Genomic DNA, 24,166 nt, shown 5'->3' with positions numbered 1-24,166 from the left:
CTTACAGCCCACCCATTCGCGCGGTCCGTCTTGGGCCGCGTTGAATTTTTACGCACCCGTGGCTCGGCTTCTTGTCGGCCTGTCGTCCCCGAGAGGGGAAGAGGAGGGCGCGTTCCTCAAAAACCGTTCGACAACAAAGAGGAACAGCGATGTCGAAGCGCATTCAGGCCAAGCATAAGCTTGACCGCCGCATGGGTCAGAATATCTGGGGTCGCCCTAAGAGCCCCGTCAATCGTCGTGAATACGGCCCCGGCCAGCATGGCCAGCGCCGCAAAGGCAAGATGTCCGACTTCGGCACGCAGCTGCGCGCCAAGCAGAAGCTCAAGGGCTATTACGCCAACATCACCGAGAAGCAGTTCCGCCGCTACTACGCGGAAGCGATCCGCCTCAAGGGCGACTCGAGCGAAAACCTCGTGGGCCTGCTCGAGCGTCGTCTCGATGCGGTCGTCTACCGCTCGAAGTTCGTCGCGACCCCGTTCGCCGCGCGCCAGTTCGTCAACCACGGTCACATCCGGGTCAACGGCCGCCGCGTCAACATCCCGAGCTATCTCGTGAAGCCCGGCGACGTGATCGAGGTCAAGGAGAAGTCGAAGCAGCTTGAGGTCGTCGTCGTGGCGAGCCAACTCGCCGAGCGCGACGTCCCCGACTACATCGAGGTCGATCATTCCAAGATGACGGCCCGCGTCACGCGCATCCCGACCCTGTCGGAAGTGCCGTACCCGGTCCAGATGGAACCGAACCTCGTGATCGAGTTCTATTCGCGCTAATCGCCGCGAATTGCAGACAGGGAAAAGGCCGCCTCACGGGCGGCCTTTTTCGTTTTGGATCTCGTCGCAAAATGGATGCCTCGAGGGTCCCTCCTCCCCCTTGTGGGGAGGAGTTGGAGGAGAGGGTGTCAGCACCGGACTTGATCGGCGTGGCGCCAACACCCCCACCCCGACCCTCCCCACAAGGGGGAGGGAGACCGCCAAGCGCTCGCACGATGGCGGAGATGCAATCGGGACACAAAAAAGGCCGCCTCATCGGGCGGCTTTTTCGTTCTGGATCTCATTGCTGCTTGGGGCGGGCTCAAGGGTCTCTCCTCCCCCTTGTGGGGAGGAGTTGGAGGAGGGGGTGTCGGCGCCACCCATTATCGGCGTCGCGCCAACACCCCCACCCCGGCCCTCCTCACAAGGGGGGATGCGCCAACCGCTCACACGGTGGCGGATGGCTACAAAAAAAACCGCCCGGTGAGGGCGGCTTTTTCCGTTGAAATTTCAGCCCTTTACTGCGCTTGCGGCGCCGGTGCGCGCTGGCCCTGCTTCATGCCATGCTGGCGATCGCCGCGGCTGCGGGCGTGATGCCCCCGCATTCCGGATGCCGGACGCATGAGGATCGGCAGCAGGCGCTTCTGGCGATCGTCGAGGGACGCCCAGAACGGCTTCATGGCGGTTGCGAGGCCGGTTGCGCTGGCGGCGTTCTTCGATGCCCATTCCGAGCGCTGCTCGAGCCGCTGCATGAAATCGGGGCGGGCGGCTGAAGGATCGCGCTCGCGGCGTTTCTCCATCAGCTCGGCGCGGCTGGCGGCGCTGGCGCGAAGCGCCTGTTCCACCGGCGCCCAGAGCGCCTGCTGCGCGGGCGTGAGCTTGAGCCCGGCCTGGATGGCGGCGATGCGCGCATCGGTGAGCGAGTCCAGATCGGCGCGGGTCATCGGCGCGCGATCTCTCGGACCGGGGCCTGCCGCAGGCGGAGGAGCCGGCTGCGCATACGCCACGGTGCCGGCGATGATGAGAGCCGAAGCGGCTGAAATGAGAGCGAAAGTCTTCATGCGATACTCCTCCTGAAATCCCGCCGGATCGACGAGACGGTCACATCGATAAGGTGCGGCCAATCTGCTCTCTCGCGGGTGACCAGAGGATGAATTTTTGTCCATGTTGCGGTTCAGGAGAGCTGTTTCAGAAACCCCGCGAAGCGCATCAGGCCTTCCGGCCAAGGGCCGTGGCCGCTCTGCGTGTTGAGATGGCCGGCATCGCCCGCATCGACGATCGCCGAGCCCCACGCATAGGAGATATCCTCGGCTTTCGCGTAGTCGCAATGCGGGTCGGTGCGGCTGGCAACCAGCACGGAGGGGAACGGCAGCGGCTCGCGCGGGATCGGCGCGAAGGCGCGGTCGATGGCCGGGATCGTATCGGCACGCTCCACATCCGGCAGGCTGACCAGAAAGGCACCCCGCACCTTGCCGTTCGGCAGGAGAGGCGCCGCATAGGCGATTGCGACGACACCGAGGCTGTGGCCGACGAGCACGACCGGTTTTTGCGCCTGAGCCACATCGCGCACGATACGGGCGACCCACGCGTCCTTGTCGGGTGCGTCCCAGTTTTCCTGGACGATCCGCTGCGCGGTCGAAAGCTGGCGCTCCCATCGGCTCTGCCAATGGTCTTCGCCCGAATTGTCATGGCCGGGGACGATGAGGATGTCGCAATCGGAGGTTTTCATGATGCGGGAGGTATCCGTCCGTGGCCTTCCGTTCAAGATGGGGCGGATCAGGCGGTGCGCTTCAATCCGGTATTCTCCGCGTGTTTCAGCGCCGCTTCGCGCTCGGCGATGTAATCCCGGGTCAGCGGAACGCTGTCGTTGCGCTTGGCAAGCTGGATCTGGAACACCACCGCGTCCTGGAACCGGAATGCCGATTCCGACATGGCGAGGTAGCATTCCCACATCCGGCAGAACCGTTCGTCATAGAGGCGCATGACCTCGTCCCGGTTCGCCATGAAGCGCTCGCGCCACTTCTCGAGAGTCAGCGCGTAGTGCAGGCGCAGGATCTCCACGTCGGTCACGATCAGCCCCGACCGCTCGATTGCCGGCATGATCTCGGAGAGGATCGGCAGATGGCCGCCGGGGAAGATGTAGCGCTCGATCCATGCGTTGGTGGGATAGGGCGTGCCCGTGCGGCCGATCGTGTGCAGCAGCATGACGCCGTCGTCTTCAAGAAGCCGGTGGCAGGCCGAAAAATAGGTGTCGTAGGATGATGGCCCCACATGCTCGAACATGCCGACCGAGACGATCCGGTCGAAGGTCCCGGTCGTCGCGCGATAATCCTCGAGTTCGAACCGCACCCGCTCCGGCACGCCGGCCGTTGCGGCGCGCTTGCGCGACATCTCGAGCTGCTCTTCCGACAGGGTGACTCCCCGGACATAGCCGGCGCCCGCGGTCAGGCCGAGATAGAGACCGAGCCCGCCCCAGCCGGAGCCGATATCGAGCACCCGTTGACCGGGTTCGAGCAGCAGCTTGGCGGCGATATGCCGTTTCTTCGCCATTTGCGCGTCTTCGAGGGACGCATCCGGATGGTCGAAATAGGCGCAGGAATATTGCCGGTCGCTGTCGAGAAACAGGGAATAGAGGCGCCCGTCGAGATCGTAGTGATGGGCGACGTTCCGACGGGAGCGGGCCGCGTCATTCTCGCTCCGCCGCTGCATGAGCGTGCGGATCTTGCGCAGCCGCCGAAGCGGCAACCGGCCGAGATCCCCGTGCGTGTCCCGCAGGATGAGCTGGAGCAGTTCGTAGATCGTGCCCGTCTCGATGACGAGCCGGCCATCGACGAACAATTCGCCGAGCTTCAATTCCGGGTGCAGGCAAAGCGCGAGTTGCGCCGCCGCATCCGTGAACCGGATTGTCACCCGGGGTTCGCTACCATCGCCGAAGGTGAATTCCTGTCCACCGGCGGTGATCATTTTCAGGGTCCCGCTTCGGACAGCGCGGGTAAAGGCCGTAGTGAGAATTCTTTCCGACAGCATGACAATCCCCGGACCGCTGATCTCCTACCAGGGTTGATTGTCACGCTTTTTGAGAACTTTTCCAGCCCCCGACCGGCTCAGGCGGCGCCGAAGACCCGTCGGAAGATCGTGTCCACATGCTTGAAATGATAGCCGAGATCGAAGCAGGCCTCGATTTCGGCGGCCGGCAGGTACTTCGTCACGTCGGGATCGGCCTTCAGAAGGGTCAGGAAATCACCCTCGCCACGCCAGACCGGCATGGCGTTGCGCTGGACGAGCCGGTAGGCATCCTCCCGCGACGCGCCCTTCTGCGTCAGGGCCAGCAAAACACGCTGGGAATGCACCAGGCCGCCGAGGCGGTCGAGATTCTTCTGCATGTTCTCGGGATAGACCACGAGCTTGTCGATGACGTTCGTCAGGCGGGCAAGTGCGAAATCGAGGGTCACGGTGGCGTCGGGGCCGATCATGCGCTCGACCGACGAATGCGAAATATCCCGCTCGTGCCACAGGGCGACGTTTTCCATGGCGGGCATCGCGTAGGCGCGAACCATGCGCGCAAGGCCGGTCAGGTTTTCCGTCAGCACAGGGTTGCGTTTGTGGGGCATCGCCGACGAGCCCTTCTGGCCGGCGGAGAAGAACTCCTCGGCCTCCAGAACCTCGCTGCGCTGGAGGTGGCGAATCTCGGTCGCCAGGCGCTCGATGGAGGAGGCGACCACGCCCAGGGTGGCGAAATACATGGCATGGCGGTCGCGCGGGATGACTTGCGTCGAAACCGGCTCGACCGAGAGGCCCATCTGCTCGGCGACGTATTCCTCGATGCTCGGATCGATATTGGCGAAGGTGCCGACCGCGCCCGAGATGGCGCAGGTGGCAATCTCACGCTGGGCCTCGATCAGGCGCAGCTTGCAGCGCTCGAATTCCGCATAGGCCAGCGCGAGCTTGATGCCGAACGTGGTCGGCTCCGCATGGATGCCGTGCGAGCGGCCGATGGTGGGGGTCATCTTGTGCTCGAAAGCACGGCGTTTGATGGCGGCGAGAAGCCCATCGACATCGTCGAGCAAAAGATCGGTGGCGCGCTTCAGCTGCACGTTGAAGCAGGTATCGAGCACATCCGACGAGGTCATGCCCTGATGGACGAAGCGCGCCTCGGGGCCGACGATTTCGGAGAGGTGCGTCAGGAACGCGATGACATCGTGCTTCACCTCGCGCTCGATATCGTCGATGCGGTCAACGTCGAAGGTGGCCTTCGAGCCCTTCTCCCACACCAGCTCGGCTGCGGCCTTCGGCACCACGCCCAGGTCGGCGAGCGCGGTGGTCGCATGCGCCTCGATCTCGAACCAGATGCGGAACTTGGTCTCGGGGGACCAGATGGCGACCATTTCGGGGCGGCTGTAACGGGGGATCATGAGAGCACACTTCCACGCGAGGGATATGCCCCGCGCGGTAGCATGAAGGGGCTATGATCTCAACGCGCGTTTGTGGCGGCGTTCCGAATGGCGGCGATGTTTTGCGCATAGGCTGCCGGTCCGCCCCGGAACACGGCGGAGCCCGCGACCAGCACGTTGGCGCCGGCTTGTGCCACCAGCGGGGCGGTCTCCGGGGTCACGCCGCCGTCGATCTCGATATCGATGTCGCGGTCGCCCACCATGGCCTTGATCCGGCGCAGTTTGTCGCAGACCGACGGAATGAAGGCCTGGCCGCCGAAACCCGGATTGACCGTCATCAGCAGGATCAGATCGAGATCGTCGAGCACCGGCTCGATGGCGGTCTCGTGCGTGCCGGGATTCAGCACGATGCCTGCTTTCTTCCCCAGTTTGCGGATGCTCTGGAGCGAGCGGTGCAGATGCGGGCCGGCCTCCGCGTGGATGCTGATGATGTCGGCGCCGGCTTTGGCGAAGGCTTCGAGATAGGGGTCCACCGGGGCGATCATCAGGTGCACGTCGAAGGGCTTTGCCGAATGCGGGCGGATCGCCTTCACGATGTCCGGGCCCATGGTGATATTGGGCACGAAATGCCCGTCCATCACGTCGATATGGATCCAGTCGCCACCGGCAGCGTCGATGGCGCGGACCTCCTCGCCAAGCCTGGCGAAATCGGCGGACAGGATGGACGGCGCGATGAGCAGGGGGCGTGTCATGGCGCGCCGGTAGCACGGGCGCCGTCACGCCGCAACATTTCAGGGGCTGCGCAGGTCGCCGTTCCCGTCAATTTGCTGTGCCAGGATGTAGTTCTCGCGCCGCGCGCCCCGGCATGACGGGATCGGTGCGCTTGAGCAAATGCTCGGATGGGGCTAAACGCCCTCAAAAGGAACCCTTTTGCATGGTTGCCCCCGTCACAGCCGCTCTCTTGATCATTGGCGACGAGATTCTCACCGGCCGGACCAAGGATCGGAATATCGGCTACATCGCCGAATATCTGACCGGCATCGGGGTCGACCTCTGTGAAGTGCGGATCGTGCCCGACGTGGAGGCCGAGATCGTCGCGGCGGTCAACGCCCTTCGCACCCGCTACACCTACCTGTTCACCACCGGCGGCATTGGTCCGACCCATGACGACATCACGGCGGACTCGGTCGCCCGGGCTTTCGGCGTCGCGATCGATGTCGATCCGCGCGCCGTGGCCATGCTGCGGGAACGCTACCAGCCCGGCGATCTGAACGAGGCGCGGCTGCGCATGGCCCGGATTCCGGCGGGCGCCGACCTGATCGAGAACGTGGTCTCGAAAGCGCCCGGTTTCCGGATCGACAATGTGTTCGTCATGGCGGGTGTCCCGGCGATCATGCAATCCATGCTCGACACAATAGCGCCGACCCTGAAGACTGGAGCGCGCCTGATCGCGGAGACGATCGAGGCGGAGGGGCTGCCGGAGGGAATTTACGCCGGGGGATTGAGTGAGATCGCGCTGGCGCATCCGCTCGTGTCCATCGGCTCCTATCCGTCGTTTTCAGCAACCGGATTTCGCAATCAGATCGTCGTGCGTGGCAAGGATGCCGAGGCGGTTGCGAAAGCCGTATCGGCCGTTCACGATCTGCTCCGTCGCCTGAAGGGCGACGGCGCGCCGATCTAGACTTTTTCAACCTTCAGCACAGCCAAGAGTCAGCCGATGTCGCCTTCCTCACCCAAAGCCTTTCCCGTTTCCTGGGACCAGTTTCACCGGGATGCCCGCGCTCTCGCATGGCGCCTTGCCGCCGCAGGCCCGTTCGAGGCCATCGTCTGCATCACGCGCGGAGGGCTCGTGCCCGCCGCCATCGTCGCGCGCGAACTCGATGTGCGGTTGATCGAGAGCGTCTGCGTCGCGAGCTATCACGACTACGTCACTCAGGGCGAATTGCGGGTCCTCAAGGACATTTCCCCGTCGATCAAGGCGCTCGGGGACGGGACCGGCAAGGGCGTGCTGGTGGTCGATGACCTGACCGATACCGGCAAGACCGCCAGGATCGTCCGCGACATGCTGCCGAACGCCCATTTCGCCGCCGTCTACGCCAAACCCGCCGGACGTCCGGTGATCGACACATTCGTGACGGAGGTCAGCCAGGATACGTGGATCTATTTCCCCTGGGATATGGGTCTCACCTATCAGGCGCCGATCAACGAAAACTCGGCCGGCTGACAAGACCAACCGGCGATTCAACGCCGGCGATCATCAAACGGGGGGAGAGGGCTTTGAGCGAATTCGACGTCGCACGGACGCGCAAGAGTCTTTTTGGTGCGCTCATCGATGCCCGCGATACATTCGGCCGCAACAAGGCAGCGCTCGAGGACCCGGAACGCCAGCCCATCACCTATGGCAGGCTCGTGCTTGGGGCGCTGGTGCTCGGGCGCAGGCTCGCCGCCCTTTCGCAGCCGCGGGAGAATGTCGGCGTGCTGCTGCCGAACGTGCAGGGGCTTGCCGTCGCGCTGTTCGGCCTCAACGCCTTGGGCCGCGTGCCGGCGCTTCTGAACTTCACCGCCGGCACCAAGAATTTGAAGGCGGCCTGCGACGTCGCGCAGGTCCACACCATCGTGACGTCGCGCCGCTTCATCGATCAGGGCAAGCTCGACGATGTGCTGGCGGCCATCGCCGAGGGCCGCGAGGTGGTCTATCTCGAGGACGTGCGCAAAGCGATGACCAGCCTCGACAAGATGCGCGGCCTCGTCGAAAGCTGGTTCGCGCGCGCCGTCCACAAGCGGGCAGGTGTAAGGCCGGATGATCCGGCCGTGGTGCTGTTCACGTCGGGTTCCGAGGGAAAGCCGAAGGGCGTCGTTCTGTCGAACGCCAACCTGGTGGCGAATGCCTATCAGGTGAAGGCCCATGCGGGCGACGTGCTGACCCCCGGCGACGTATTCTTCAATCCGCTGCCGATCTTCCATTCCTTCGGGCTTACCGCCGGCCTGCTGACCTCGCTGCTCAACGGCATCAAGGTCGTGCTCTATCCGAGCCCGCTGCATTACCGGCAGATCCCGAAGCTCATCGCGGGCACGAAATCCACCATCCTGCTCGCCACCGACACATTCCTGCAGGGCTATGCGCGCGCGGCCGATCCGGATGATCTGGCATCCGTGCGCTATGTCATTGCCGGGGCGGAGCGGGTGAAGGACGACACGCGCAAGCTCTGGGAGCGCCACGGCACCGTCATTCTGGAAGGCTATGGCGCGACCGAATGCGCGCCCGTGGTGGCCTGCAGCCTGCCGGATCGCAACCGGCACGGCTCCGTCGGGCCCTTCCTTCCCGGCATGGAGTGGCGGCTCGAACCGGTCGAGGGAATACAGGAAGGCGGGCGCCTCAGCGTGCGCGGCCCGAACGTCATGCGCGGCTACCTCGATCCCGACGCGCCGGGCGGCATCACCCCGCCGGATGACGGCTGGCACGATATGGGCGACATCGTCTCCGTCGATGACGGCATGGTGCGCATTCTCGGCCGGGCCAAACGCTTTGCAAAAGTCGCCGGCGAGATGATTTCGCTCGCGGCCATCGAGGCGGTGGCTCAGGGGCTCTGGCCCGAGTTCAACCACGTGGTGGTGGCGCTGCCCGACCCGCGCAAGGGCGAGCAGGTCGTGCTCATCACAGACAAGCCGGACGCCGATCGCGATGCGCTGATGGCTCATGCCCGCGAGCAGGGCTTTCCAGAGCTCTGGGTGCCGAAAGCCATCCTGGTCTCCAGCATTCCGGTGCTCGGCTCAGGCAAGACCGATTATGCCGCCGCCGTCGAGATGGCGCGGCGGTTGCAGGCCATGCTGTAGCGCGCCGGTCAAAAACGCGTGTCCGCTATTGCCGAAGCGGCTGTTGGCCTCATTTCGACAAAGGTCTTGCGTGAACGCCACCGGCCATCTTGAGATGAAGTCATGAAGAAGCTCGCCCTCGCTCTTGCCCTGTCGGCCATCGTCACCTCGGTTCACGCCCAGCAGCGCCCGATGACCCCGGGCCTCGCCTGTGCGCAGGCGCGGCAGCTGGTCCTGCGCAACGGCGCCATCGTGCTCGGCACCGGCACCTATACGTATGACCGTTACGTCCGGGATCTGAGCTTCTGCGAGCACGACGAAAGCCTCGAGGCCGCATGGGTGCCGACCCGCGATACGCCGCAATGCCCGGTCGGCTTTCGCTGCCGCAGCGGGGATCTCGATTTCTTCGGCGACTAGGACGTCCGGCGAAGTGCATTCGGCCTCATCCGGCTGACGTTAGGGCGCCCTATCTCCCACCTGTGGAATATTTGCCACACCGCGCAATGAAAACGTCGCGCGGGATGCAAGTGGCTGATTTTCAGGCACGAAAGCAGGGGTGATGCTCAAAATTGCACGGGCTGACGGATTGCTCAGCTTGGTCGCTTCGGTAATGTAACAATCCTACATTGGATTCGTGGCCCGTCGCTGCGACTACCCGGAGAACGCCCCATGAAGCTCGCCAAGAGCCTCCTTCTCGGAACCGCCGCAGGCCTTATTGCTGTCGCTTCCGCCCACGCCGCCGATCTTCCCTCGAAGAAGGCCGCGGCCGTTGAATATGTCCGCGTCTGCTCGACCATGGGCGAGGGCTTCTTCTACATCCCCGGCACTGAGACCTGCCTGAAAATCGGCGGACGCGTGCGTGCGGATTATCTCTATGGCGAGCCCTTGGATCGCAGCGCCGATTCCATCGGCTTTCGCGCCCGCGGCCGCATCCAGCTCGATGCACGCACCCAGACCGCCTATGGCCTTCTCCGCTCGGTCGTGCGCATGGAAATCACCCGCAACTCGGGCACGCCCTTCACCGATACCGGCCGGATCACCACGAGCCCGGATATCGCACAGGCCTTCATCCAGTTCGGCGGCCTGACCGCCGGTCGCGTCACCACGTTCTTCGACAACGGCGATCTGCCCACCGAGCATTTCGGCACCCTGCGCTTCTCGGACGCGCCTGATGTCGACGTGCTCGCCTACACCTTCACGTTCGGCAATGGTTTCTCGGCCACGCTCGCCATCGAAGATGGCCTCGAGCGCCGCTCCAACGGCTTCCTCGACGCCACGTCCCCCGCGACCCTCGACTATGCCGGTCAGCGGGCGCCCGACGTCGTCGGCAACCTGAAATACACCGGGACCTGGGGCACGGCGCAACTCTCCGCCGCCCTCCATCAGATCCGCAGCAACAACGTGTTCGTCAACGCGGCAACCGGCATCGCCGATTTCCCCGAGACCGAATACGGCTTCGCGGTTCAGGGCAATGTGGGCGTGAACCTGCCGATGCTCGGCGAGGGCGATGCCGCATGGGTCAACCTCGCTTATGCGGATGGCGCCCTCAGCTACATCACCGGCGGCTCCACCGATTCGCTCAGCGCCGGCGTGCTGGCGGGCCTTCTGGTCGATGGCTACATCAACCCGGCGAGTGGCAACATCTCGACCGGCCGCGGCTGGTCCGTCGCCGGTGGCCTGCGCCATTACTGGACTCCCACCATCCGCCAGAGCGTGTTCGGCTCCTATGCCCGCTTCGATTATGCGGCGACGGCCTCGCAGTTCGGCATCCTCGACTTCAATGAGCTTCGTGCCGGCACGAACATCATCTGGAGCCCGGTCAGCGGCCTCGATATCGGCGCAGAAGTCATCTACGCCCGCCTCGATCCCCGCGGCCGCGTCTTCCTCCCCACCGGCCAGAGCCTCGGCTCCGACAACGCCTGGGAAGGCCGCCTGCGCCTGCAGCGCGACTTCTAAGGCTTAGAACTTGCGAGGAGAGCCCCGGTGGAAACGCCGGGGCTTTTTTGTTTAAGACCGACAGAGCGGTGACTAAGGTTTGAAGTCACGGGCCAACCTGGACTGGGCCACCGAAAAGGAACAATCAATTCAATATTGGTGCGGACGGCGGGGGTCGAACCCGCACGGGCATGCCCGAGGGATTTTAAGTCCCTTGCGTCTACCAGTTTCGCCACGTCCGCATTGGTCAAGACGGTTATCGGGCGGGAGCGCGGAGCGCAAGCCGGGTGCTCATGCGGGGGCGCGGATTTCGCAGACGGTATAGATGGCGCCTGGCGTTCTACTCTTGGGCGGCGCGCAAAAAGGCGTGGGTGGCCGGGTCAAGCCCGGCCACGACGGTGGGGCATCTCGAAACGCAACTCACCCTGGCGCCTCATCCTCCCCGTCTCAGCCCCCGACCTTGAACCCATAGAGCCAGTCGTACCGCGTCGTCATCCGCTCAGGCCCGAACTGGCGCATGACCATGTTGCGGCCAAACGCGACGAGCGGGGAGGCGTGATAGATCCTGCCGTTGCGGCGCGCCTCCGCCTGCACCCGATCGCTGCGGGCGCGGCGGCTCTCGGCATAAGCGTCGAGCAAGCCGGGAACCCGGTGGGGGTCGGCGGGGAGCAGGACCGCCAGCGTCGCCGCATCCTCGATGGCGAGCGCTGCGCCCTGCGCGAGATACGGCAGGACCGGGTGGGCGGCATCGCCCAGCAGCGCGATGCGTCCTTTGGAGGTGCGACCGACCGGCCGGTCGAACAGCGACCAGCGCAGCCATTCGGAGGGTTCGGCCAGCAGGGCCCGCAGGGCCGGCGCCGCGGCGGAATATTGCGCAAGCAGAGTGTCGCGTTGGCCTGGCGCGGCCCAGCCTTCCACCGGAGTGGGGTTCTGTTCGATCGCCACGATGTTGATGAATTTGCCGCCGGCGATCGGATAATGCACCACGTGGCCATGCGGGCCGAGCCAGAGGCCGGTGCGGTTGCCCGCCAGCTCGGCTGGCGCCCTGCTGCGCTCGAGCGTGGCCCGCCAGGCGATGGCGCCGCCGAAGGTCGGCAGCGCGGTCTCGCCGAGGCAGGCGCGCACTTTCGACCAGAGGCCGTCCGCTCCGATGATCGCATCGGCAACCAGGGTCTCGCGGGCGCCGTTGGCGGTGACGAGCGTCAGGCTTGCGGCTTCGGCGGTGTCCGCCACGTCCTCCACGCTGCGTCCCGTGACGAGCCGGATGGCCGCCTGCGAGCGGACGGCATCGAGAAGGATCCGCTGCAGGTCGGCCCGATGCACGACCCAATAAGGCGCGCCGTAGCGCTTGCGCATGAAGGCGCCGAGCGCGACCGCGCCGATGTCCCGGCCGGATGCGATGGCCCGGATCGTCACCCCATCAGGCTCGGTGACGACGCGGCGCAGGGCGTTGCCGAGATCGAGATCGATCAGGAGGCGGCTGGCATTGGGCGAGAGCTGAAGACCGGCGCCGATCTCGGTGAAGCCGGTGCGGCGCTCGATGAGGGTCACCCGGTGGCCCCGCCGGGCAAGCGCAAGGGAGGCCGTCAGGCCGCCGATGCCGGCTCCGACAACGGCAAGCGCAAGGCCTGCCACGTCAGGGTACGGGTTCGGCGTCCGGGGTGACTTCCCACACGCATTCGGCAGGCCGTGCCTCGCCGGACTTCAATGCCGGGTCGAATTTGTAGAGCGTCGAGCAGTACGGACAGACGACCTCATCGTCCGCGCCCATATCGATGAAGATATGCGGGTGATCGAAGGGGGGCTTTGCTCCGATGCACATGAATTCCTTCGACCCGACGTGAATCGTCGTCACGCCAATGTCGTTGCGGAAGTGCGGAGTGCCTTTGTCAGCCATTTTTCCTGCTCGGTATGATCGCGGAATTTGGCCGCACCATAATGTCGGTTGGGCCGATTGCACAGGGGGCAATCGCGCCGGAATTTTAGCATGCGAAGCTTTCCTTCGGGGCGCAAAGCCTTCTAGGGTGCACCGCCCGAAATAGCCCCACAGCCGGTTTTCCCATGCGCTTCTTTAATTCCGACGGTGTCAGCATCGCCTACCTGGACTCGATCCCCGACGAAGGCCATGGCGATCCGATCCTGCTCATTCACGGCTTTGCCTCGAACCACGCGGTCAACTGGGTCAATACGCAGTGGGTCAAGACCCTCAACAAGGCCGGATATCGCGTCGTCGCGCTCGACAACCGGGGGCATGGGCAGAGCGAAAAGCTTTATCGGCCAGAGGATTACGGTTCATTCCTCATGGCCGATGACGCCCGGCGGCTGCTCGATCACCTGGGCATCGAGCGTGCGGACGTGATGGGATATTCCATGGGCGCGCGGATCGGCGCCCACATGGCGCTTGCCTCGCCCGAGCGGATGCGTTCGCTGCTGCTCGGCGGCCTCGGCGCTCACCTGGTGGAGGGCGTCGGCCTGCCGCTCGGCATCGCCGATGCCATGGAGGCGCCCTCGCTTGATCGTCTCACGGACCCGATGCAGCGCATGTTCCGCGCTTTCGCCGAACAGACCAGGAGCGATCTCAAGGCACTCGCCGCCTGCATTCGCGGATCGCGCCAGACGATGACGCCGGCAGAGGTGGCGTCGATCACGCTCCCGACGCTGGTGTCGGTGGGCACCAACGATCCTATTGCCGGCTCGCCCCAGGGCCTCGCCAGCCTGATGCCGAACGCCACGGCGCTGGATATTCCTGGCCGCGATCACAACCTTGCGGTGGGTGACCGGGCGCACAAGCAGGGGGTGCTGGACTTCCTGTCCCGACGCCCATAGCCCGTTCCTGAAGATTGAATCGACGGAATGCTTTGATCTTCACGGCTCATGTTGAGATTCAACATGAGGACGACCTCACAGTTTAATTCAACGAGAGCCGCTTACCCTGTTGATCCGACGCGCAAACCTGCCATTTACGTATCGGCAGGAGAATCGAATGACGCGTCTCGACAGTGCAATCCGCCGCTTGACCGCCCAGCGCGAATTGCTCGACTGGGCAACCGGCGAAATCGACGACACCGGTCTCGTTCTCGAAGTCGGGTTGGGCAATGGACGCACCTACGACCATCTGCGCGACAGGCTGCCCGGGCGCCGCATCTACGTCTTCGAGCGCACGCCCGCTGCCCATCCCGCCTGCACGCCGCCGGATGAGTTTCTGGTCGTCGGCGACATCTGCGATACCCTTCCGGATTTCGCGCAAAGGTTCGGCAGCCGATCCGCGGCCCTGATCCACGTCGATATCGGCACCGGCAACGAGGATCTCAATCGCCTCCTTGCGCTCCGCCTTTCGCCGCTGATCGAGACGCTCCTGCAGCCGGGCGGCCTGCTGCTGGCCGATCGTGCGCTCGTGATGCCGAACTGCACCGACGTCTCGTCTCAAACCGGCGTGTCGAAGGGCCGGTATTTCGTCTATCGGCGCGAGCCTGAGCGGGCCGAGGCCGCTGCTACCGTCCCTTGAAATTCGGCGCGCGCTTTTCGAGAAACGCTCGGCGGCCCTCGATGGCATCCTCGCTGTCGAAACAGGCATCGGCGAGGGCCGCCGGGTCCACGCTGGCGTGGGGAATGCCGAGGGCGTCGTCGATAGCGGCTTTCGCGGCCGCGATGGTCAGCGGCGCGTTCTGCGCGATGTCGTGAGCGAGCCTCTGGGTCGTTGCTTCAAGCTCCGCATCGGTCACGAGCCGCTGGATGATGCCGAGGCGCATGGCTTCCTCGGCCTGCACGTGGCGGGCTGTAAAGAGCAGGTCCTTGGCGGCGGGCCCGCCGACCGCCGCTGTCACGAGCCGCATCGCGCCGGGCGGATAGCCGATGCCGAGGCGGCTTGCCGGAATGGCGAAGACCGCATTGTCGGCGGCGATGCGCAGATCGCAGGAGAGGGCTAGGCCGAAGCCGCCGCCCAGGCAGAAACCGCGGATCATCGCGACGACCGGTTTCGAGCATTCGGCGACGGCGCGAAACGCCGCCTCGTTCGCCGCCTCGTAAAGCCTGCCTCCTTCGGCATCGGCACGTAATGTGGCGAATTCGGCGATATCGGCTCCCGACGCGAAAGTCTTTTCGCCCGCGCCGCGCAGGACGATGACGCGGATCGTTGGATCGCGGTCGAGCGCCGCCATCAATGCAGGCCAAGCCCGCCACATGGCAAAGTCCAGCGCGTTGAATTTCAGAGGGTTGTCGATGGCGATCGTCGCGACTGGACCGTCGATCGCGGTCACGAGATGGGGATGAGGCGACGAAAAAAACGCGGTCATGGAGATTTCTGATCTAGGGTTCGGGGATGGGACGGCCTATTTAGCCTCTTGATGCTAATTCAATCCGCGCCGGTCTGGCAGGGAGAATGATCCATGACGCAGACACGCCCGCAGCCGCTGGCCCCGGCCAAGAACCTCCGCACCCTCGACCCGATCTGGGACCGTTTGCGCGCCGAAGCCGAGGCCGTTGGCAACGAGGAGCCGGCGCTCGCCGGCTTCGTGTTGAGCGCGATTCTTCATCAGCCCAACCTCGAAGCGTCCGTCGCTCATCGGGTGGCATGGCGTCTCGGTCATCCGGCCCTGGGCGCCGACATCATCGAGCAGACCTTCCTCGAAGCCTTTGCGGACGATCCGTCCATCCGCGAGGCGTTTCGCGCCGATATCGTCGCCGTAATGGATCGCGATCCGGCCTGCACCCGCGTTCTGGAACCGGTGCTGTATTTCAAGGGCTTCCACGCCATCCAGACCCATCGGCTGGCGCATTGGCTGTGGAACCGGAAGCGGCAGGATTTCGCTCTCTATCTGCAGAGCCGATCCTCGGAGGTGTTCCAGACCGATATTCATCCGGCCGCCCGCCTCGGACGCGGCATCTTCCTCGACCATGCGACCGGCCTCGTGGTCGGCTCGACAGCCTTGGTGGAAGACAACGTGTCGATGCTCCAGAACGTCACCCTCGGCGGCACCGGCAAGGAGCGCGGCGACCGGCATCCGAAGATCCGCCATGGGGTGCTCATCGGCGCCGGGGCGAAGATTCTGGGCAATATCGAGGTCGGCCATTGCGCCCGCATCGCAGCAGGCTCGGTGGTGCTCCACCCGGTTCCGGCGAACGCCACCGTGGCGGGCGTCCCGGCGAAAGTGATCGGAAGTGCCGGCTGCGCAGAACCGGCCCGCTCCATGGATCATTTCCTCATGGAGGGGATCTGACCTGCAATCGCCGCTCTGGCGGGTTGCCCGCTCCCGCGCGGCGTGGCAAGTGCAGCGTCCCTACATTCTTTGAAAGGATTCATCGTGGACAAAACGGAGATGGCAAAAGTCGAGCGGTACCTGCGCCAGACTTTCGCGAACAGCTCGATCCGTGTCGTCGGTCGGCCGAAGAAAACCGACTCGGCTGAGGTTTACGTCGGCGAGGAATTCCTCGGCGTACTGTTCGTCGATGACGAGGACGGCGATCGTTCGTTCAACTTCACGATGGCAATCCTCGACACGGATCTCGAAGAGCAGGCCTGAGGGGCTCCCGATGCCCCTCTATTCCCTCGGTGAGCGCGTCCCTCAATTGCCCGCCGGCGGGCATTACTGGATTGCGCCCGACGCGCATGTGATCGGCAGCGTTCGGCTCGGCGAGGATGTGGGGATCTGGTTCGGCGCGACCCTGCGGGGCGACAACGAACTCATCGCCATCGGCGCGCGCTCCAACATCCAGGAGGGCTGCGTCCTCCACACGGATCCCGGCGCTCCTCTCACGGTCGGCGCCGATTGCACCATTGGCCATCGCGCGATCCTGCACGGCTGCACGATCGGCGACAATTCGCTGATCGGCATGGGGGCGACGGTGCTCAACCGGGCGCGGATCGGCGCCAATTGCCTTGTGGGCGCCGGTGCGCTGGTGACGGAGGGCAAGGAATTTCCCGACAATTCGCTGATTGTCGGCGCGCCCGCCAAGGTGGTTCGGACGCTCGACGAGGCCGCGATCCACGCCTTGCGCGAGTCGGCGCGGCGCTACGTCGAAAACTGGAAGCGTTTTGCGAACGGCCTGAAGCGGATCGACTGATCCGCCCGGCCCTTGCTTGTTGACGCTGCCCTACCTGTTGGCGGTGGTGGTGGGCGAACCGATGGTCGGCGAGGTGATGCCGCCGAGGGAGACCCAGGTCTCGGCGCTTTGGCTCTCGCGCTTGATGAACACGTAGCCGGTCTTCTCCCAGGGGAGGATCGACGAGGTCTTGTTGTCCAGCACGTAGTCGCCTTGGTTGGTGCGCAGCATCAGCACCGCATGGCCTTCGCCCAACTCGTCGATCACCACCGTCATCCGCATGGCGCGGCGCGGCAGACCGCCATCCACGAGCATCCGGCGCTTCAGCAACTGGAAATCCTCGCAATCGCCCTGGCCGTCATTGGGGAAGCCCCAATGGTCGACGACGCCCCAATGGTCGGCATCGGTGATCGGCTTGACGGTCGCGTTCACCCGCTGGTTGACCGACACGATGGTCTTCCAGATCTGCGGCGTGATGTTGACGACAGAGGGCTCCGCCACGTTGACGGCGCATTCGCCGGGGAAGTTCTCGCAGAACTTGACCCAGCCCTGGATCGGCTTGGCGGCGCCGATATCGCCGATGGGATGGCCCATCGTGGGGAGGGCGGCCACATTCTGTGCCTGGGCGGCATCGGTGGGAGCGGCCAGGGTGACGGTAAGAAGCGCTAGCGCGGCAAAGACGGCTTTCAGGCCCGACTTGGCACTTCGGTCACGTAGAGTGACCCCTTTGAAATTTTGGTGCCGCATGCCCCACCGCTTGGTTAACGTTCTTTTAACCAAACTGACACGGCTGGTTTAAGGGCTCAAGCGGAAAGTAAAGGGTGGGTTAACGCGTCGCGGGGCCGGGTGGTTCCATTAAGGTTAATCAAAAATTGACAGGGATGCCGTTGCGGGCGTGGCTTTGCCGGCGACTGCTGCGAGCCTTACATACGATGGCACGCGGAACAATTATCCTTTCGATTCGCCTCATCCGGGAATAACGCTTAGTCAGCGCCCGCCGATGACCCGTAAGCTCGCTGGTTTGCCGGCCCTCGAGTCCACGGCGTTCTTACCAAAAAGCACATATATGCCCCCTGAACCGACCCGGACCCGCCGCGAACCCATTTTCAACCTCCCGCCCGTCATCGCCCTGTCGGTGGCTGTGCTGGTCGCCATCCATGCCCTGCGCATGCTCCAGTCGGATGCGGCGGATTTCGAGTTGATCCTCGAGTGGGCGGTCATCCCCGCCCGCTGGTCGGCCGCGTATGGCGGGGCCTCGCTAGACGAGGTGCTGCGCGCCCTGAGGGCCATCGCCCCAGAGGAGGCGTTGGCGCCGCTTCAGGCGCTGGCGCAATACGTGCTTGCCGACGGCGAGGGGAGGCCGTGGACGGCGATCACCTACGCGTTCCTGCACGGGTCGTGGGCGCATGTGCTCATCAACTCGATCTGGCTCGCTGCCTTCGGCACCCCGATCGCGCGCCGCTGCGGCGGCCCGCGGTTACTTATCCTCGCAGGGGCGTCGGCCGTGGGCGGCGCGCTGCTCTACGCCTACGTCAACCCGCTGCAGATCCTGCCGATGATCGGGGCCTCCGCGGCCGTGTCCGGCATGATGGCGGCCGCCTCGTGGTTCATGTTCGCGCCGGGTCATTGGCTGCCCGAGGGCCGCGTCAGCGAGCCCCACGAGCGCCAGCGCGAGAGCCTGTCGCGGATCGTGCGCAACCGGCAGGTCCTGATCTTCCTCGGCGTTTGGTTTGCGGCAAACTACGTCTTCGCGTTCGTCCAGCCCTTCGGCGCCACCGATGCCAGCATCGCGTGGGAGGCGCATATCGGCGGGTTTCTTGTCGGCCTGGCGCTTTTCCCGCTCCTTGACCCGCTTCCCGTCCATCGCGGGCGGAAGTCCGCTTGAAAAACCCGCGAATTGGCTCGATCATCGAGAGACTGACGCAGGGATAGGTTCCCAACCTCGCGGCGTTGCGTCGGCCAAGGAGGCGAGCATGTCCGTCAATCACATCCTGTCGCTGAAGGGCCATGAGGTCGTGGCGATCGCTCCCGACCGGACGCTTGGCGAGGCCGCCCGAATGCTGACCGACCGCCGGATCGGCGCGGTGCTGGTCAGGGACGGCGAGCACCCGGTCACGGGCATCATCTCCGAACGGGACATTGTGCGGGCGATATCGGCCCACGGGGCGGACGCCCTCGATCAGCCCCTGTCACGCTTCATGACCGCCAAGGTCGTCACCTGCACGAGCGCCACCTCCATCAACGACGTCATGGAGGCCATGACCAACGGCAAGTTCCGCCACGTCCCGGTGGTCGAGGGCGGACAACTGATCGGCATCATCTCGATCGGCGACGTGGTGAAGCACCGGCTGGCGGAAATCGAAGCCGAGGCGCAGGCCATCCGCGACTACATCGCGACCGCTTGACCTGGGAGGCTGCTCCGGACAAGGAACCTCCGCCTCATCCTGAGGGCCGCGCAGCGGCGTCTCGAAGGATGCTCCCAGTGGTCTCTGGAACCGCCTCGTCCTTCGAGACAGCGCTATCGCGCTTCCTCAGGATGAGGCTTGCGGGGTGCTGCTTCCGTGTGTCTCCGCCTCATCCTGAGGAGCCGCATAGCGGCGTCTCGAAGGATGCTCCAGTGGTCCCTGGAACCGCCTCGTTCTCCGAGACAGACCTTTCGGCCTTCCTCAGCATGAGGCTGTGGGGGCGCTGTCGTTAGACGAACTGTGAATCCCGGATGAGATCGAGGATGTCGGGCAGGGCGCGTTCGGTTGCGTGGCGTCCCAGGGCGATCGTTTCCTCGGCCCGGTGGAACTCGAACAGGCCCATCTTGCCGAGCTTCGGCGAGATCATGACGTCAGGCGGATCGCCGGCCAGCCGCGAGCGGGCGATGCGGTCCTGCATGATGTTGAACGCATCGACCATGACGGCGGCCATGCCCGGTGCGTCGGGCTGCCGCCGTGCCGGCCGCGCGGCGGGGAAAATGCCCCAGCGGCGTGGTTCGGAGAGCGCTTCTTCGATCTCCATCTCGTCGGTGCTGGCGCGGCTCTCGTAATTCTGGATCACGGTGCCCCGGACGCGGATTTCGCCGTTGAGATTGACGCAGATCACCAGATCCGCCTCCATGGCGCGGGCGGCGGTGATCGGGATCGGGTTCACGAGCGCGCCGTCCATCAGCCAGCGCCCATCGACCAGCACCGGATCGAACACGCCGGGGAGCGCATAGGATGCCCGTATGGCCCTGACGAGCGACCCCCGGGTCAACCAGATCTCATGCCCCGTCACCAGTTCGGTCGAGATGGCGCAGAATTTGATCGGCAGCGTCTCGACCCGCTGGTCTTTCAAGTCGTGTTCGAGCAGGCGCTGCAACCGTCCGCCTGAGATCAGGCCCGAGCCGATGTGGAAATCGAGCAATCCCATCACGCGGCGCTTGGTCAGCGAGTTGGCGAAGGCCTCGAGCTCATCGAGCTTGCCCGCCGCATAGCAGCCGCCGACGACTGCCCCGATGGAGCATCCCGCGATCACGTCTGGCACGATTCCCGCCTCGTCGAGGGCGCGCATGACGCCGATATGCGACCAGCCACGGGCGGCGCCTCCGCCGAGCGCCAGGCCGATTTTCAGTCTGGAGCGCGGTTCACGTTCGGGGATTTCATTCATGGTAATCGGCTCTCCGCCATCTCCGGATCCGGCATGCCGCCGGACGATCCCATCCCAAAACATGGCTGAACTCCACGATTTCGGCCATCATGCGAACGGCTCATGAAGATGGGGTGAATGACGAGGTGTGAGTCATGTCAGGGCGAGGGTCGGGCGGCCGTCGGAGATGTCAACCCTCCGGTAGAAGCACGAGCGCCGGCCCGTGTGGCAGCAGCCGCCGTCGCCTGCGACGCGGACCTTGAGCCAGACCGCGTCCTGGTCGCAATCGACCCGCATCTCGGCGACGGTCTGGATCTGTCCGCTGGTCGCACCCTTGTGCCAGAGTTCTCCGCGGGAGCGGGACCAGTACCAGGCTTCGCCGGTTTCGATGGTTTTGGCGAAGGCCGCGGCGTCCATGTGGGCCACCATCAGCAATTCGCCGGTTTCTGCATCCGTCGTCACGCAGGTGATGAGGCCGTCGGTGCCGAAACGGGGCGTCAAGAGGGTGCCTTCTTCGAGAGCAGCCTTGGCGCCGGGGGCGGGGAACAGGTGGGACGCGCACATGGGGACCTCGTGGAGACGGGAAACAGAAACGTCTGAAAGCTTGAACACCCGCCGCAACCGTGGCGTCAAGGCAGGTCGCGCGCCGGCGCCATCGTGCTTATATGAGGGCGATCAAGCCCTTTGCCCGACCCGGTCCATGCTGAACGACATCTACAACCGCCGCATTCTCGAACTTGCCGCCGACATCCCGCTGCTCGGACGATTGGCGGACGCCGATGCGAGCGCGACCGCTCATTCCAAACTCTGCGGCTCGACCGTGACCGTCGATATCCGGGTCGAGGGCGAGCGGGTGACGGCCTTTGCCCACGAGGTGAAGGCCTGCGCACTGGGCCAGGCCTCGTCGGCCATCATGGGGCGCCATGTGGTCGATTCGACCGCCGACGAGTTGCGCGCCATCCGCGAGACCGCGCGGCAAATCCTCAAGGCCGACGGCAAGCCCCCGGCTGGAAAATGGGCCGATCTCGACGTGCTGGAGCCGCTTCGCGACTACAAGGCCCGGCACGCGTCGATCCTCTTGACTTTCGACGCGGTCGTGGACGCGCTCGATCAGATCGCGGCCGGACGGGCCGGCTAATGGCCAATCTGGCCCAAACAGCGGCCCATGCGGCGATCCGTGGCTACCAGCTCACCCTGTCGGGGCTGATCGGGCGCCAGTGCCGGCACCTTCCGTCGTGCTCGGAATACACCGACGAGGCGATCCAGCGTCACGGCTTCTGGCCCGGCGGCTGGATCGGCGCGGCGCGGATCTGCCGCTGCGGGCCTTTCGGCACGTCGGGCCTCGATCTCGTGCCTGAAACATTGCCCGAAAGCGCAGCCTGGTATAAGCCGTGGGCCTATGGTCGCTGGCGTGGCGTCAATGCCCCCGCGATCACCTGCGAAGCAGTCGAACCTGACGGCGGCTGATTTTCGCGCATTGATCCTCAATCCCGTCGGCCCCGCTTACCTGCTTTGTTGGCAGGAGTGAGCAAGGAGAACGTGTTGCAATGATTACCCTGACATTTCCCGATGGCGCCGCGCGCCAATACGCTGCCGGCATCACCGGTCGCGAGATCGCCGAAGGCATCGCCAAGTCGCTCGCCAAGCGCACGGTCGCCATGGCGCTCGACGGCACGGTCACCGATCTCGCCGATCCGATCGCCAAAGATGCGAAAATCGAGTTTCTCACCCGCGACGATCCGCGCGCGCTGGAGCTGATCCGGCACGATGCCGCGCACGTGCTGGCCGAGGCCGTGCAGGCGCTCTTTCCCGGCACGCAGGTCACCATCGGTCCGGTCATCGAGAACGGCTTCTATTACGATTTCGCCCGCAACGAGCCTTTCACGCCCGACGACTTCGCGGCCATCGAGGCGAAGATGCGCGAGATCATCGCCAAGGACAGGCCTTTCACCAAGGAGGTCTGGACGCGCGAGAAGGCCAAACAGGTTTTCGCCGACAAGGGCGAGAATTACAAACTCCAGCTCATCGACGCGATCCCGGAAGGGCAGAAGCTGAACATCTACGCGCAGGGCGAATGGTTCGATCTCTGCCGCGGTCCACACATGACGTCGACCGGCAAGATCGGCAACGCCTTCAAGCTGATGAAGGTGGCCGGCGCCTATTGGCGCGGCGACAGCAACAATCCGATGCTGACCCGCATCTACGGCACCGCCTGGGCCTCGCAGGAAGATCTCGACGCCTACCTGCTGCAGCTCGAGGAAGCCGAGAAGCGCGATCACCGCCGCCTGGGCCGCGAGATGGACCTGTTCCATTTCCAGGAGGAGGGGCCGGGCGTCGTGTTCTGGCATCCGAAGGGCTGGACGCTGTTCCAGGAGCTGATCTCCTATATGCGCCGGCGCCTGAAGGGCGATTACCAGGAGGTCAACGCGCCGCAGATTCTCGACAAGGCGTTGTGGGAAACCTCAGGGCATTGGGGCTGGTATCGCGAGAACATGTTCGTGACGCAGACCGAGGATGATCGCGTTTTCGCCATCAAGCCGATGAACTGCCCCGGCCACGTGCAGATCTTCAAGCACGGGCTCAAATCCTATCGCGATCTGCCCTTGCGGATGGCGGAGTTCGGCGCGGTTTCGCGCTATGAGCCGTCTGGAGCCTTGCATGGCCTGATGCGCGTGCGCGCATTCACGCAGGACGACGCGCATGTGTTCTGCACGGAGGAGCAACTCGCGGACGAGTGCCTGAAGATCAACGACCTGATCCTCTCGACCTACGCGGATTTCGGCTTCGACAACATCGTGGTGAAACTCTCGACGCGGCCTGACAAACGCGTCGGCACGGATGAGATGTGGGATCACGCCGAGGAGGTGATGAATCGCGTCCTGAAGCAGATCGCGGATCAATCGGGCGGGCGCATCAAGACCAGCATCAATCCGGGCGAAGGTGCGTTCTACGGGCCGAAATTCGAGTACGTGCTGCGCGACGCGATCGGACGCGACTGGCAATGCGGAACGACCCAGGTCGATTTCAACCTGCCGGAGCGCTTCGGCGCGTTCTATGTCGATCACGACGGCCAGAAGAAGACGCCCGTCATGGTCCACCGCGCCATCTGCGGCTCCATGGAACGCTTTGCCGGCATCCTGATCGAGCATTTCGCCGGGCATTTCCCGCTCTGGATCGCGCCCGTGCAGGTGGTGGTGGCAACCATCACGGCGGATGGCGATGCCTATGCCAACGAGGTGGTGAAAGCTGCCGACAAGGCGGGCCTGCGCGTCAACGCGGATCTGCGCAACGAGAAGATCACCTACAAGGTGCGCGAACACTCGCTCGCCAAGGTGCCGGTGCTGCTCGTCGTCGGCAAGAAAGAGGCAGCCGAACGGACGGTCTCGATCCGCCGCCTCGGCAGCCCCGATCAGACCTCGATGAGTCTTGAAGAGGCGCTGAGGACCTTGGCCGCGGAGGCGGTGACGCCGGATCTCAAGCGCGTGGCGGCCGCGGTCTCCGAGCCGGAAGGCCACGCGACCCTCGACGGTCACCACGTGGTGGCGCGCACGGTGGGGTAAGGCCGCTGGTGTGCTCACCTCTCCCTCGAGGGAGAGGTCGGACCGCAGGTCCGGGTGAGGGGATGCG

The 24,166-nt window shown here is 64.7% G+C and carries 27 protein-coding genes and 1 tRNA gene; 16 read left to right on the top strand and 12 right to left on the bottom strand.

Translation table 11 applies throughout. The features are described 5' to 3' along the window. Nucleotides 1–149 precede the first annotated feature (149 nt). Entirely contained in the window at nt 150–767 is a 618-nt protein-coding gene (rpsD, locus tag FEZ63_RS13020) for a 30S ribosomal protein S4 (RefSeq protein ID WP_150945096.1), read from the top strand. 497 nt (nt 768–1,264) lie between these two features. Here rpsD and FEZ63_RS13015 read toward each other — a convergent pair whose 3' ends face one another. The 5 genes from FEZ63_RS13015 to rpe form a co-directional block, all read right to left on the bottom strand. Continuing rightward, the gene (locus FEZ63_RS13015; RefSeq protein ID WP_162419744.1) at nt 1,265–1,807 is read right to left on the bottom strand and encodes a Spy/CpxP family protein refolding chaperone; all 543 of its coding nucleotides are present in this window, start codon (nt 1,805–1,807) and stop codon (nt 1,265–1,267) included. Nucleotides 1,808–1,920: 113 nt separating this feature from the next. After that, on the bottom strand, nt 1,921–2,475 hold the full coding sequence (locus tag FEZ63_RS13010; RefSeq protein WP_150945092.1) for an RBBP9/YdeN family alpha/beta hydrolase: 555 nt from the start codon (nt 2,473–2,475) through the stop codon (nt 1,921–1,923). Between the two features lie 47 nt (nt 2,476–2,522). Next, the gene (locus tag FEZ63_RS13005) at nt 2,523–3,773 is read right to left on the bottom strand and encodes an SAM-dependent methyltransferase (protein WP_150945090.1); all 1,251 of its coding nucleotides are present in this window, start codon (nt 3,771–3,773) and stop codon (nt 2,523–2,525) included. 77 nt (nt 3,774–3,850) lie between these two features. Beyond that, complete coding sequence (purB, locus tag FEZ63_RS13000) at nt 3,851–5,158, bottom strand: adenylosuccinate lyase (protein ID WP_150945088.1); 1,308 nt, start codon at nt 5,156–5,158, stop codon at nt 3,851–3,853. Nucleotides 5,159–5,217: 59 nt separating this feature from the next. Next, nucleotides 5,218–5,889 (bottom strand): ribulose-phosphate 3-epimerase, encoded by a 672-nt coding sequence (gene rpe / locus FEZ63_RS12995; protein WP_150945086.1) that lies wholly within the window; start codon nt 5,887–5,889, stop codon nt 5,218–5,220. 182 nt (nt 5,890–6,071) lie between these two features. Between rpe and FEZ63_RS12990 the strand changes: the two genes are divergently transcribed. The 5 genes from FEZ63_RS12990 (at nt 6,072) to FEZ63_RS12970 (ending at nt 10,906) form a co-directional block, all read left to right on the top strand. Further along, nucleotides 6,072–6,818, top strand: a complete 747-nt coding sequence (locus FEZ63_RS12990) for a competence/damage-inducible protein A (RefSeq protein WP_150945084.1) — start codon at nt 6,072–6,074, stop codon at nt 6,816–6,818. Nucleotides 6,819–6,854: 36 nt separating this feature from the next. Then, nucleotides 6,855–7,361, top strand: coding sequence for a xanthine phosphoribosyltransferase (gene gpt / locus FEZ63_RS12985; RefSeq protein ID WP_150945083.1), 507 nt, complete (start codon nt 6,855–6,857; stop codon nt 7,359–7,361). A 53-nt stretch (nt 7,362–7,414) separates the two neighbouring features. After that, nucleotides 7,415–8,971 carry an AMP-binding protein gene (locus FEZ63_RS12980; protein ID WP_150945080.1) on the top strand — a complete coding sequence of 519 codons (1,557 nt, stop codon included), beginning with the start codon at nt 7,415–7,417 and terminating at the stop codon, nt 8,969–8,971. Nucleotides 8,972–9,073: 102 nt separating this feature from the next. Beyond that, nucleotides 9,074–9,367: a hypothetical protein gene (locus tag FEZ63_RS12975; protein ID WP_150945078.1), complete on the top strand. Its 294-nt coding sequence runs from the start codon at nt 9,074–9,076 to the stop codon at nt 9,365–9,367. A 252-nt stretch (nt 9,368–9,619) separates the two neighbouring features. After that, complete coding sequence (locus FEZ63_RS12970) at nt 9,620–10,906, top strand: porin (RefSeq protein ID WP_150945076.1); 1,287 nt, start codon at nt 9,620–9,622, stop codon at nt 10,904–10,906. Nucleotides 10,907–11,042: 136 nt separating this feature from the next. On the opposite strand, the gene FEZ63_RS12965 is transcribed toward FEZ63_RS12970, so the two are convergent. The 3 genes from FEZ63_RS12965 to FEZ63_RS12955 form a co-directional block, all read right to left on the bottom strand. Continuing rightward, nucleotides 11,043–11,127: transfer RNA gene (locus FEZ63_RS12965), tRNA-Leu, on the bottom strand. A 205-nt stretch (nt 11,128–11,332) separates the two neighbouring features. Further along, complete coding sequence (locus tag FEZ63_RS12960; protein ID WP_150945074.1) at nt 11,333–12,520, bottom strand: FAD-dependent oxidoreductase; 1,188 nt, start codon at nt 12,518–12,520, stop codon at nt 11,333–11,335. 1 nt (nt 12,521) lies between these two features. After that, nucleotides 12,522–12,782 carry a zinc-finger domain-containing protein gene (locus FEZ63_RS12955; RefSeq protein ID WP_150945071.1) on the bottom strand — a complete coding sequence of 87 codons (261 nt, stop codon included), beginning with the start codon at nt 12,780–12,782 and terminating at the stop codon, nt 12,522–12,524. 164 nt (nt 12,783–12,946) lie between these two features. Between FEZ63_RS12955 and FEZ63_RS12950 the strand changes: the two genes are divergently transcribed. Together FEZ63_RS12950 and FEZ63_RS12945 are read left to right on the top strand one after the other, a co-directional pair. Further along, nucleotides 12,947–13,711 (top strand): alpha/beta fold hydrolase, encoded by a 765-nt coding sequence (locus FEZ63_RS12950; protein WP_150945069.1) that lies wholly within the window; start codon nt 12,947–12,949, stop codon nt 13,709–13,711. A gap of 157 nt (nt 13,712–13,868) precedes the next feature. Beyond that, a complete protein-coding gene (locus tag FEZ63_RS12945; RefSeq protein ID WP_150945067.1) occupies nt 13,869–14,390 on the top strand; it encodes a class I SAM-dependent methyltransferase in 522 nt (173 codons plus the stop codon). On the opposite strand, the gene FEZ63_RS12940 is transcribed toward FEZ63_RS12945, so the two are convergent. Further along, the gene (locus tag FEZ63_RS12940; protein WP_150945065.1) at nt 14,377–15,177 is read right to left on the bottom strand and encodes an enoyl-CoA hydratase; all 801 of its coding nucleotides are present in this window, start codon (nt 15,175–15,177) and stop codon (nt 14,377–14,379) included. The two genes, FEZ63_RS12945 and FEZ63_RS12940, sit on opposite strands and share 14 nt — an antisense overlap. A 93-nt stretch (nt 15,178–15,270) precedes the next feature. Between FEZ63_RS12940 and cysE the strand changes: the two genes are divergently transcribed. From cysE to FEZ63_RS12925, 3 genes are all read left to right on the top strand, one after another. Further along, nucleotides 15,271–16,101, top strand: a complete 831-nt coding sequence (gene cysE / locus FEZ63_RS12935; protein WP_150945063.1) for a serine O-acetyltransferase — start codon at nt 15,271–15,273, stop codon at nt 16,099–16,101. An 84-nt stretch (nt 16,102–16,185) separates the two neighbouring features. Continuing rightward, nucleotides 16,186–16,404, top strand: coding sequence for a DUF3126 family protein (locus FEZ63_RS12930; RefSeq protein ID WP_150945061.1), 219 nt, complete (start codon nt 16,186–16,188; stop codon nt 16,402–16,404). Between the two features lie 10 nt (nt 16,405–16,414). Next, nucleotides 16,415–16,945 carry a gamma carbonic anhydrase family protein gene (locus FEZ63_RS12925; protein ID WP_150945059.1) on the top strand — a complete coding sequence of 177 codons (531 nt, stop codon included), beginning with the start codon at nt 16,415–16,417 and terminating at the stop codon, nt 16,943–16,945. Between the two features lie 30 nt (nt 16,946–16,975). Here FEZ63_RS12925 and FEZ63_RS12920 read toward each other — a convergent pair whose 3' ends face one another. Then, nucleotides 16,976–17,671, bottom strand: coding sequence for a transglutaminase-like cysteine peptidase (locus FEZ63_RS12920; protein WP_150945057.1), 696 nt, complete (start codon nt 17,669–17,671; stop codon nt 16,976–16,978). 319 nt (nt 17,672–17,990) lie between these two features. Between FEZ63_RS12920 and FEZ63_RS12915 the strand changes: the two genes are divergently transcribed. Together FEZ63_RS12915 and FEZ63_RS12910 are read left to right on the top strand one after the other, a co-directional pair. Beyond that, complete coding sequence (locus tag FEZ63_RS12915; RefSeq protein ID WP_150945054.1) at nt 17,991–18,809, top strand: rhomboid family intramembrane serine protease; 819 nt, start codon at nt 17,991–17,993, stop codon at nt 18,807–18,809. Between the two features lie 88 nt (nt 18,810–18,897). Continuing rightward, nucleotides 18,898–19,329 (top strand): CBS domain-containing protein, encoded by a 432-nt coding sequence (locus FEZ63_RS12910; protein ID WP_150945052.1) that lies wholly within the window; start codon nt 18,898–18,900, stop codon nt 19,327–19,329. 289 nt (nt 19,330–19,618) lie between these two features. On the opposite strand, the gene FEZ63_RS12905 is transcribed toward FEZ63_RS12910, so the two are convergent. Together FEZ63_RS12905 and hisI are read right to left on the bottom strand one after the other, a co-directional pair. Continuing rightward, a complete protein-coding gene (locus FEZ63_RS12905) occupies nt 19,619–20,623 on the bottom strand; it encodes a patatin-like phospholipase family protein (RefSeq protein WP_150945049.1) in 1,005 nt (334 codons plus the stop codon). A 69-nt stretch (nt 20,624–20,692) separates the two neighbouring features. Then, complete coding sequence (gene hisI, locus FEZ63_RS12900; protein ID WP_150945047.1) at nt 20,693–21,103, bottom strand: phosphoribosyl-AMP cyclohydrolase; 411 nt, start codon at nt 21,101–21,103, stop codon at nt 20,693–20,695. Nucleotides 21,104–21,239: 136 nt separating this feature from the next. Here hisI and FEZ63_RS12895 point away from each other — a divergent pair, with 136 nt between their 5' ends. From FEZ63_RS12895 to thrS, 3 genes are all read left to right on the top strand, one after another. Continuing rightward, complete coding sequence (locus FEZ63_RS12895) at nt 21,240–21,677, top strand: iron-sulfur cluster assembly scaffold protein (RefSeq protein WP_210251575.1); 438 nt, start codon at nt 21,240–21,242, stop codon at nt 21,675–21,677. Next, nucleotides 21,677–22,006 carry a membrane protein insertion efficiency factor YidD gene (gene yidD, locus FEZ63_RS12890; RefSeq protein ID WP_210251574.1) on the top strand — a complete coding sequence of 110 codons (330 nt, stop codon included), beginning with the start codon at nt 21,677–21,679 and terminating at the stop codon, nt 22,004–22,006. The genes FEZ63_RS12895 and yidD overlap by 1 nt, the downstream gene beginning before the upstream one ends. Before the next feature lie 80 nt (nt 22,007–22,086). Next, on the top strand, nt 22,087–24,099 hold the full coding sequence (thrS, locus tag FEZ63_RS12885; RefSeq protein WP_150945043.1) for a threonine--tRNA ligase: 2,013 nt from the start codon (nt 22,087–22,089) through the stop codon (nt 24,097–24,099). The last annotated feature ends 67 nt before the right edge of the window (nt 24,100–24,166 follow it).

It is taken from the genome of Microvirga brassicacearum, from assembly GCF_008757455.1.
Classification (GTDB): domain Bacteria; phylum Pseudomonadota; class Alphaproteobacteria; order Rhizobiales; family Beijerinckiaceae; genus Microvirga; species Microvirga brassicacearum.
The sequence above is the reverse complement of the archived record's forward strand: the minus strand, read 5'-3'. Positions and strand labels throughout refer to the sequence as shown.

Coding starts and splice junctions, on each gene's coding strand:
- rpsD (WP_150945096.1), top strand. CDS start 150: ATGTCGAAGCGCATTCAGGCCAAGCATAAGCTTGACCGCCGCATGGGT.
- FEZ63_RS13015 (WP_162419744.1), bottom strand. CDS start 1,807: ATGAAGACTTTCGCTCTCATTTCAGCCGCTTCGGCTCTCATCATCGCC.
- FEZ63_RS13010 (WP_150945092.1), bottom strand. CDS start 2,475: ATGAAAACCTCCGATTGCGACATCCTCATCGTCCCCGGCCATGACAAT.
- FEZ63_RS13005 (WP_150945090.1), bottom strand. CDS start 3,773: ATGCTGTCGGAAAGAATTCTCACTACGGCCTTTACCCGCGCTGTCCGA.
- purB (WP_150945088.1), bottom strand. CDS start 5,158: ATGATCCCCCGTTACAGCCGCCCCGAAATGGTCGCCATCTGGTCCCCC.
- rpe (WP_150945086.1), bottom strand. CDS start 5,889: ATGACACGCCCCCTGCTCATCGCGCCGTCCATCCTGTCCGCCGATTTC.
- FEZ63_RS12990 (WP_150945084.1), top strand. CDS start 6,072: ATGGTTGCCCCCGTCACAGCCGCTCTCTTGATCATTGGCGACGAGATT.
- gpt (WP_150945083.1), top strand. CDS start 6,855: ATGTCGCCTTCCTCACCCAAAGCCTTTCCCGTTTCCTGGGACCAGTTT.
- FEZ63_RS12975 (WP_150945078.1), top strand. CDS start 9,074: ATGAAGAAGCTCGCCCTCGCTCTTGCCCTGTCGGCCATCGTCACCTCG.
- FEZ63_RS12970 (WP_150945076.1), top strand. CDS start 9,620: ATGAAGCTCGCCAAGAGCCTCCTTCTCGGAACCGCCGCAGGCCTTATT.
- FEZ63_RS12955 (WP_150945071.1), bottom strand. CDS start 12,782: ATGGCTGACAAAGGCACTCCGCACTTCCGCAACGACATTGGCGTGACG.
- FEZ63_RS12950 (WP_150945069.1), top strand. CDS start 12,947: ATGCGCTTCTTTAATTCCGACGGTGTCAGCATCGCCTACCTGGACTCG.
- FEZ63_RS12945 (WP_150945067.1), top strand. CDS start 13,869: ATGACGCGTCTCGACAGTGCAATCCGCCGCTTGACCGCCCAGCGCGAA.
- FEZ63_RS12940 (WP_150945065.1), bottom strand. CDS start 15,177: ATGACCGCGTTTTTTTCGTCGCCTCATCCCCATCTCGTGACCGCGATC.
- cysE (WP_150945063.1), top strand. CDS start 15,271: ATGACGCAGACACGCCCGCAGCCGCTGGCCCCGGCCAAGAACCTCCGC.
- FEZ63_RS12925 (WP_150945059.1), top strand. CDS start 16,415: ATGCCCCTCTATTCCCTCGGTGAGCGCGTCCCTCAATTGCCCGCCGGC.
- FEZ63_RS12920 (WP_150945057.1), bottom strand. CDS start 17,671: ATGCGGCACCAAAATTTCAAAGGGGTCACTCTACGTGACCGAAGTGCC.
- FEZ63_RS12915 (WP_150945054.1), top strand. CDS start 17,991: ATGCCCCCTGAACCGACCCGGACCCGCCGCGAACCCATTTTCAACCTC.
- FEZ63_RS12910 (WP_150945052.1), top strand. CDS start 18,898: ATGTCCGTCAATCACATCCTGTCGCTGAAGGGCCATGAGGTCGTGGCG.
- FEZ63_RS12905 (WP_150945049.1), bottom strand. CDS start 20,623: ATGTTTTGGGATGGGATCGTCCGGCGGCATGCCGGATCCGGAGATGGC.
- hisI (WP_150945047.1), bottom strand. CDS start 21,103: ATGTGCGCGTCCCACCTGTTCCCCGCCCCCGGCGCCAAGGCTGCTCTC.
- FEZ63_RS12895 (WP_210251575.1), top strand. CDS start 21,240: ATGCTGAACGACATCTACAACCGCCGCATTCTCGAACTTGCCGCCGAC.
- yidD (WP_210251574.1), top strand. CDS start 21,677: ATGGCCAATCTGGCCCAAACAGCGGCCCATGCGGCGATCCGTGGCTAC.
- thrS (WP_150945043.1), top strand. CDS start 22,087: ATGATTACCCTGACATTTCCCGATGGCGCCGCGCGCCAATACGCTGCC.